Consider the following 8170-nt stretch of genomic DNA (forward strand, 5'->3'; position numbering starts at 1 on the left):
TGTTTTGCGGTGGCGGGTAATTTAATGATCTATGCAAACTTATAAATTTAATATAGAAAGCGCTGCCAATATCCGCACAAGTATTGTAAGCATAAATGAATACAGACTTGTATATACATCGACAAAGGACTTCCCGTTCAACCTGTTTTTGCGAGAAAGTGATAAACCGTAATCTTCTGAATGATATTATTGACAAGTGAAATAGAAGGTAGTAACATTAAGTCAATAAAACATATTAAAATACTGGGTATTAGGAGCGGATGACAAATGAGTAGAGTGGGAAATTCAGTTATTGATTTAGTAGGTAACACACCATTAGTAAAATTAAATCGTTTAACAGGTGCAGATGATGCAGATGTGTATTTGAAACTAGAATTTTTCAATCCTGGCTCAAGCGTCAAGGACCGTATTGCGCTTGCTATGATCGAGACAGCGGAAAAAAACGGTGAATTAAAAGAAGGTAGCACAATCATTGAACCGACAAGCGGAAACACAGGAATTGGACTTGCGATGATCGCAGCGGCTAAAGGGTATAAATCTGTACTTGTTATGCCTGACACGATGAGCTTAGAGCGACGCAACTTACTCCGCGCATACGGAGCAGATTTAGTACTAACTCCAGGTGCTGAAGGGATGAAAGGCGCAATCTCGAAAGCTGAGCAACTAGCAGAAGAAAATGGTTGGTTCTTGCCGCAACAGTTCAATAATGAAGCGAATCCCGAAGTTCATCGTTTAACAACAGGGCCGGAAATCGTCAATGCTCTAGATCAAGTAGATGCATTTATCTCGGGAATTGGTACGGGTGGTACGATTACAGGAGCAGGTGAAGTGTTGAAAGAACATTTCCCTGGAGTTCGTATCGTAGCGGTAGAGCCGGAAGATTCAGCTATATTATCTGGTGGTAAGCCGGGGCCACATAAAATTCAAGGGATCGGTGCGGGATTCGTGCCGGAAGTTTTAGACACGGCTATCTATGATGAAATTATCAAAGTCTCTAATGATGATGCGTATACGTTTGCGCGTCGTGCGGCTCGTGAAGAGGGGATCCTAGGAGGCGTATCTTCAGGTGCGGCGATTGCGGCTGCGTTGCAAGTGGCAAAGAAGCTAGGTAAAGGCAAGACAGTTGTAGCGATCATCCCATCTAACGGAGAGCGTTACTTAAGCACACCTCTTTATCAGTTTGACGAAGAGTAAAAGATTAAGTATCGCGGGAGCTTTCTGCTAACGTTGCAGTGGTTCTGAAGAAGTAATTGTATCCTTTGCACATATGAAACTGTCGCTAGAAGTAGTAAGCTGCTTCTAGCGACAGTTTCTTTTTATATCCAGTAACGAAATGGCGTAATCTTCAAGTTGTTATCAGCGGGTAAAATTCTGTATAATTAAGATGAACCAACCTAGTTATACATAGAACAGAGGAGGCTCACTGTGAATAAAAAGTGGAGCATAATAATTTCAGTTATAATTGTGATTGTCATGGGTACTATTATTTTCTTATTGAATAAGGAAATTAAAGAGGAAACGGGCGGCCTTCCGGGTTATGAGGATTTGAATATGGAAAGTTTGCCGAAAGATGTGGTAGATCGTTTGCCGGAGGATTGGCAAACTACTACGGACACTGATAAGCCTGGGCTTGCGAAGGGGGACTTAGCGCCGGATTTCGAATTGACTACATTGTCAGGTGATACGGTCAAGTTATCTGATTATCGTGGCAAGACGGTCATGTTGAACTTCTGGGCATCATGGTGTCCGCCATGCCGTTCAGAAATGCCGCATATGGAAAACTACTATACAGACAATAAAGAGTCTGACGATATGGAGATACTCGCAGTCAATATGACGAAAACAGAGAAGAATAAGGTAGAGAGTGCTAAAGAATTTGTCGATGAATACAATTTGACATTCCCAATTTTATTGGATAAGGATAGCGAAGTCATGAAAATGTATCAGATAAAAGTCTATCCGACTTCGTATATCATCAATAAAGATGGTGTGATTACAGATAAAGTGATGTTGCCGTTGGATGATACTATGATTAAACAGTTAATAGAGGAAAGTAACGCAGAGTGAATACTAGAGACGCAGGGGGAACTAGCATGAATACAGTAGCCTATCAGACGGCTTCAATGACAAAAGACGAATTCTTTTATGCCTATCGTCAACTTGCGACAGAGATAGAACGACATGTTTTATTGGAGAGTGGTCGTGGCGGGAAGATGTGTGTGGCGGGACTTGATCCACTTGTGACGTTCAACGCAACCAAAACAGGTCTACGTTTAGAGTGGCGTGATGGCAAAGAAGAATGGCTGACGGGAGAAGATCCGCTAGTCTTGCTGAATGATTTTATGGGTCAATATAACCTGGAGCATCAGAGAGGTTTGCCTGCCTATCAAGGTGGGCCGATTGGGATGGTCAGTTACGATTATGTCAGACGCTATGAGACATTACCGGTACTTGCGAAGGATGATTTGGCGACACCTGACGTATTCTTTTATCTCTTTGATCAATGGGCTGTGTTTGATATAGAGAATAACGATGTCTATTTTATGACATTGCCTGAGAAGCAGCATGCACTGGATAATATGGTGAATGAATGGACGGAAGCATCACAAAAAGGTCTGCAGCATCGTCAATTTACTACTGGACAAGCAGTAGATGTGGTCGTTACTGAAGAAGATCTACAAGTTTCTGTAACAGGAGAGCAGTTCGAGCAGATGGTGCGCAATGTACAGCAATTCATTGATGATGGGGACGTTGTGCAAGTGAATTTGTCCGTGCGTCAGTCAAAACCGCTTGGAGCTCCTTCTTTGTTGATGTATGAAGCATTGCGTTCGTTCAATCCATCACCTTACATGGCCTATATGGCGGCGCCAGATTTTGAAGTGGTCTCTGGTTCTCCAGAGCTGTTGTTGAAAAAGCGCGGAACTGAATTGAGTACACGTCCGATCGGTGGCACGCGAAAGCGTGGGATGACGGAAATGGAAGATCTAGCTTTACAGGAAGAGTTGGTATCGAATGCCAAAGAAATAGGTGAGCACAAGATGCTTGTTGACCTCGAATGTGCAGACTTTCAAAGGATCTGTCAGGAAGGCACAGTAGAAGTCGATGAATTCATGGTCGTCGAAAAGTATTCGCACGTCATGCATTTGGTATCAAATGTTCGTGGTACTGCGTCTTCTGAAGATCTGGCACCTATTATGCAAGGTGTATTCCCTGGTGGCTCAATTACGGGAGATCCTAAATTGCGTACGATGGAAATCATTGAAGAACTGGAACCGACGCGTAGAGGGCTCTACACAGGGTCAATGGGTTGGATTGGTTTCAATGGAGACCTAGTGCTGAATATCACCATTCGTACAGCGTTCATTCAAGATGGTATTGTGCATATCCAAGCGGGTGCGGGTTTAGTACCTGATTCGAATCCTGCTGCTGAATATCAAGAGTCTCTAAATAAGGCAAAAGCATTGTGGCAAGCGAAAGAAATGGCGGAGTTGGCGACTCGTAGAGAAAGTGGGCAACTGCATTGATTTGCTGGATTAACGGTAAGCAAGTAGTCGCGGAAGAATTACAGATATCCCCTTTTGACCATGGATTTCTTTACGGGCTAGGATTTTTCGAAACGTTCCGTACATATGAAGGTCGAGTATTCCTTTACAATTCGCATATGATTCGCTTACGGTCGGCATTGGCTGATTACCGTATTGAAATGCGGTATAGTGATGAAGAAATTCTATCGGCTATTCATTCTTTGTATAAAGAGAATGGCTATGAGGATGGTTATTACCGATTAAATGTATCGGCGGGTGTGCATAATATCGGGCTAGCACCTACACAATATGAACAACCGAATGTACTGATCTTCCAAAAATCACTTCACCTTCCACCCGTACATACGGAAAAAGATGGCGTTTGGCTCGCAACAACGCGTAATGAACCGGAAAGTGTCGTTCGTCATAAGTCACATCAGTATGCGAATAATGTTAAAGGACGTCTAGAATTAACTTCGTTGAAAGAAACAGAAGGCCTATTTGTTACTTCGGACGGCTATGTGGCAGAGGGCATTACATCGAATGTGTTTTGGGTGAAACAAGGCCAGTTGTATACACCTTCATTGGAGACGGGAATTTTACCTGGTACGACGCGGGCGTTTGTCATCGAAATGGCCAGGGAAATCGGATTGCCTATCCATGAAGGCTTGTATATGCAGGATGAGCTTGAATCGGCGGATGAAGTATTCATTACCAACGCGATTCAGGAACTAGTTCCGATTCGCCAAGTAGGAGAAGTACTGTTTTCCGGCAAGGAAGGATCGGTCTATCAACGATTGCATGCCGGTTACCGACAAGCTGTCAACCGAATGAAAGTGAGTGACTAGTAATGAAATTATCAAAAGCGCGTGCATCTTATAGACTGGGTAAAACGACGATTAATTTTGCGGAAGAAACGGTGATTATGGGGATATTGAATGTCACACCGGATTCGTTCTCGGATGGCGGGAAATATGGCCAGCAAAACCCGGCACTTGAACATGCACGGAAAATGCTTGCCGATGGTGCGAAAATCATCGATATTGGCGGAGAGTCTACTCGTCCGGGGTACACGCCTGTATCAGTCGAAGAAGAAATTGCGCGTGTTGTACCAATAATCGAGTTGCTTGCGAAAGAACTTGGCTGCGTAATTTCAATTGACACGTCAAAGGCAGCCGTGGCGGAAGCGGCGATTATGGCGGGTGCAAGTATAATTAATGATGTATGGGGTGCGAAGCGGGAACCGGCGATCGCGGAAGTGGCGGCGCGCTATGGCGTACCTATCATTTTGATGCATAACCGTGAAAATCGTGATTACCAGCTACCGTTCATGGAGGCTGTTATAGAAGACTTGCAGCAGAGTATCGATATTGCAAAGCGGGCGGGGGTTAGTGAAGAGATGATCTGGTTGGATCCAGGCATCGGCTTCGCGAAAGATCTCGAACAGAATATATTAGCAATGCAAGGGTTGTCTTCGATTGCGAATCTTGGGTATCCAGTTTTGCTCGGTACATCACGTAAAGGCATGATCGGTAAAGTACTCGATCTACCAGTAGAAGAGCGTATAGAGGGTACGGGTGCGACGGTTTGCTACGGTATTGAGCACGGCGGACATATTATGCGTGTTCATGATGTAAAGGAAATCTCACGTATGGTCAAGATGATGGATGTATTGACGAAGAAAGCAGCATACACTGGGTAAGCGATAAAATGGAGGGATTTCATGGATTATATTCATTTGAATGATATGGAGTTTTACGGTTACCACGGCGCATTGCCTGAAGAGAATAAGCTCGGACAGCGTTTTCGGCTGACGGTATCATTGGCGACGGATCTTGCGAAAGCCGGACAGACGGACGATTTATCGAAAACAATGAATTATGCAGAAGTGTATGAGATGTGTAAGAATATCGTAGAAGGGGAAGCGGTTCATTTGATCGAGACGGTGGCTGAAACAGTGGCGGGAACGATCATGACGGACTTTGCGGAAAAAGTAAATGGTGTGCGGGTCTTGCTTATAAAGCCAGATCCACCGATTCGTGGACATTACTCATCCGTTTCCGTAGAAATCACGAGGGGGCGTTTTTCTTGAATAACGCCTACTTGTCACTGGGGTCGAATATAGGTGATCGCCTCGAACATTTACAGCACGCAGTACAATTGTTAAATGAACACTCTTCTATTAACGTGTTACAAGTTTCTTCCGTATATGAGACCGAGCCTGTCGGATTAACGGAACAGGCGAAGTTTTTAAATGTTGTAGTAAGGCTTGAGACTACATTAGAAGCAACGGAATTATTGAGTGTGTGCCAATCTATTGAAAATAAGCTTGGCAGAATGCGCAAAATACGTTGGGGCCCACGTACGGTAGACTTAGATATTTTGCTATATAACGAGGAACACATTCAATTGGAGAATCTGATCATTCCGCATCTCCGTATGCAAGAGCGGGCATTCGTGCTTGTACCGCTAGTTGAGATTAATGAGGATGTAAAGAATCCTACAACAGGAACACTTTATCGTGAAGAGCTAGCGATAAAGGAAGACGGAGTGAATCTTTGGAAAAAGGTTGGACAAGTCGAAGAGTTTTTACGAAAAGGTTGAACGTCGAATGACCAAACTGCTCTATAATAGGGCAGTTTTTTCTATACAATAGAATGAGATAACTGTTTGTCCTTTTGTTAGGCCTGGAATTTGTGTACAATAGTTGCAGACGACTGATCCTGGGAAGAGGGACGGTCAAAGTATGAAGGAGTGAAAGGAAATGTCCAATATGGATGAAATGAATGATCAGCTTTTGGTGAGACGCCAGAAGATGAATGATATACGTGAAGATGGTTTGGATCCGTTCGGTCAGCGTTTTGAACGAACACACCTGACAAGTGAGATACGTTCTAATTATGAGGAGCAAACAAAAGAAGAGTTGGAAGAAAACGAGCATGAAGTAACCATTGCTGGTCGTATTATGACAAAGCGTGGGAAAGGTAAAGCAGGATTTGCTCACATCCAAGATCTTGGAGGTCAAATCCAGATTTACGTGCGTCTAGACGCTATCGGTGAAGAAGCATATAAGCTATTTACCTCTGCAGACCTCGGAGACATAGTCGGCGTTCAAGGTATTATTTTCAAAACAAAAGTAGGAGAACTTTCTATTAAAGCAACAAAGTTTACATTCTTAACGAAAGCACTGCGTCCATTGCCTGAGAAATTCCATGGTCTACAAGACGTAGAACAACGCTATCGTCAGCGCTATCTAGATTTAATATCAACAGAAGGTAGCAAAGAAACTTTCATTATGCGTAGTCGAATCATTCAATCCATGCGTCATTACTTGGATGGACAAGGCTTCCTTGAAGTAGAAACGCCTATGCTTCACTCAATAGCAGGGGGAGCAGCAGCCCGCCCATTCGTTACACATCACAATACGCTTGATATGACATTGTATATGCGAATCGCTATCGAACTACATCTAAAGCGCCTGATCGTTGGAGGCCTTGAGAAAGTATATGAAATCGGACGGGTATTCCGTAATGAAGGAATGTCCACTCGTCACAACCCTGAATTCACAATGATTGAGTTATATGAGGCATACGCGGATTACAATGACATCATGGAACTAACAGAAAACCTAGTAGCACATATCGCACAAGAAGTACTTGGAACTACTACTATTCAGTATGGCGATGATCAAATTGAATTAGCGCCGCGCTGGAAGCGACTTCACATGGCAGACGCAGTAAAGGAGTTTACAGGCGTAGACTTCTGGCAACAACTCACGAAAGAACAAGCGCATGAACTAGCTAAGGAACATAACGTACAAGTAACTCCTTCTATGGAAGTAGGTCATGTTCTGAATGAATTCTTCGAGCAAAAAGTAGAAGAAGAACTTGTCCAGCCGACATTCATCTATGGACATCCAGTAGAAGTGTCTCCACTTGCAAAGAAGAATCCGGAAGATCCGCGATACACAGATCGTTTCGAACTATTTATCGTACGTCGTGAACACGCGAATGCCTTCACAGAGTTAAATGATCCGATCGATCAGCGCGAACGGTTCGAATCGCAGCTGGTAGAGAAGGAGCAAGGAAACGATGAAGCGCATGAAATGGATGAAGATTTCATTACAGCATTAGAATATGGACTACCGCCAACAGGTGGACTTGGCATCGGAATCGACCGTCTCGTTATGTTGTTGACGAACTCACAATCGATCCGCGACGTGCTGTTGTTTCCTCAAATGCGTGCTAAAGACTGATATGACAGCTCCAATAGCAATATTGGAGCTGTTTTTTTATTGCCTAAATGCAGTATTTTAATAGAATGTAAAAGAAAATCAAAAAGAATTAAAGAAAACACTTGCGTTATTTAAAAACGGGTGGTATATTTATGAAGTTGCTTTTGAAGTTAGCGACTTAGCGAAAAACATAACGAAAAAGTTTTTCATAAAAAGCGTTGACAACAAAACAACGAGATGTTATTATAAGAAAGTTGCCTCTTACGAGAGACCAACCGAATGAACCTTGAAAACTGAACAGCAAAACGTTAACGAAATACAGTTTATGCATCTAACGATGACATAAACAAAATGAGTATCTTAATTGATGCCAGCAAATGAAACTCGAGCTAATCGAATTTCTCTTATGGAG

8 protein-coding genes are annotated in these 8170 nt (G+C 43.2%); all 8 read left to right on the top strand.

Going from position 1 to position 8170, the window contains the following annotated elements; genetic code table 11:
• The first annotated feature begins 267 nt into the window (after positions 1-267).
• Positions 268-1194 carry a cysteine synthase A gene (gene cysK, locus CSV74_RS14800; RefSeq protein ID WP_099692262.1) on the top strand — a complete coding sequence of 309 codons (927 nt, stop codon included), beginning with the start codon at positions 268-270 and terminating at the stop codon, positions 1192-1194.
• 231 nt (positions 1195-1425) lie between these two features.
• On the top strand, positions 1426-2067 hold the full coding sequence (locus tag CSV74_RS14805) for a peroxiredoxin family protein (protein ID WP_233190979.1): 642 nt from the start codon (positions 1426-1428) through the stop codon (positions 2065-2067).
• Between the two features lie 26 nt (positions 2068-2093).
• Entirely contained in the window at positions 2094-3524 is a 1431-nt protein-coding gene (locus CSV74_RS14810; RefSeq protein ID WP_099692263.1) for an anthranilate synthase component I family protein, read from the top strand.
• On the top strand, positions 3521-4372 hold the full coding sequence (gene pabC / locus CSV74_RS14815; protein ID WP_099692264.1) for an aminodeoxychorismate lyase: 852 nt from the start codon (positions 3521-3523) through the stop codon (positions 4370-4372). Before CSV74_RS14810 ends, pabC begins: the two co-directional genes overlap by 4 nt.
• 2 nt (positions 4373-4374) lie before the next feature.
• Positions 4375-5226, top strand: a complete 852-nt coding sequence (folP, locus tag CSV74_RS14820; RefSeq protein WP_029054897.1) for a dihydropteroate synthase — start codon at positions 4375-4377, stop codon at positions 5224-5226.
• A 21-nt stretch (positions 5227-5247) separates the two neighbouring features.
• Entirely contained in the window at positions 5248-5616 is a 369-nt protein-coding gene (folB, locus tag CSV74_RS14825; protein WP_029054898.1) for a dihydroneopterin aldolase, read from the top strand.
• A complete protein-coding gene (gene folK / locus CSV74_RS14830) occupies positions 5613-6128 on the top strand; it encodes a 2-amino-4-hydroxy-6-hydroxymethyldihydropteridine diphosphokinase (protein ID WP_143560780.1) in 516 nt (171 codons plus the stop codon). The genes folB and folK overlap by 4 nt, the downstream gene beginning before the upstream one ends.
• A 160-nt stretch (positions 6129-6288) precedes the next feature.
• A complete protein-coding gene (lysS, locus tag CSV74_RS14835; RefSeq protein ID WP_099692265.1) occupies positions 6289-7779 on the top strand; it encodes a lysine--tRNA ligase in 1491 nt (496 codons plus the stop codon).
• The last annotated feature ends 391 nt before the right edge of the window (positions 7780-8170 follow it).

Origin of the sequence: Sporosarcina sp. P19, from assembly GCF_002743165.1 — a bacterium.
Lineage (GTDB): Bacteria > Bacillota > Bacilli > Bacillales_A > Planococcaceae > Sporosarcina > Sporosarcina ureae.

What these genes read in the sequence shown, in the direction of transcription:
- CSV74_RS14810 (WP_099692263.1), top strand. Translation starts at nt 2,094, where the DNA reads ATGAATACAGTAGCCTATCAGACGGCTTCAATGACAAAAGACGAATTC.
- lysS (WP_099692265.1), top strand. Translation starts at nt 6,289, where the DNA reads ATGTCCAATATGGATGAAATGAATGATCAGCTTTTGGTGAGACGCCAG.
- cysK (WP_099692262.1), top strand. Translation starts at nt 268, where the DNA reads ATGAGTAGAGTGGGAAATTCAGTTATTGATTTAGTAGGTAACACACCA.
- folP (WP_029054897.1), top strand. Translation starts at nt 4,375, where the DNA reads ATGAAATTATCAAAAGCGCGTGCATCTTATAGACTGGGTAAAACGACG.
- folB (WP_029054898.1), top strand. Translation starts at nt 5,248, where the DNA reads ATGGATTATATTCATTTGAATGATATGGAGTTTTACGGTTACCACGGC.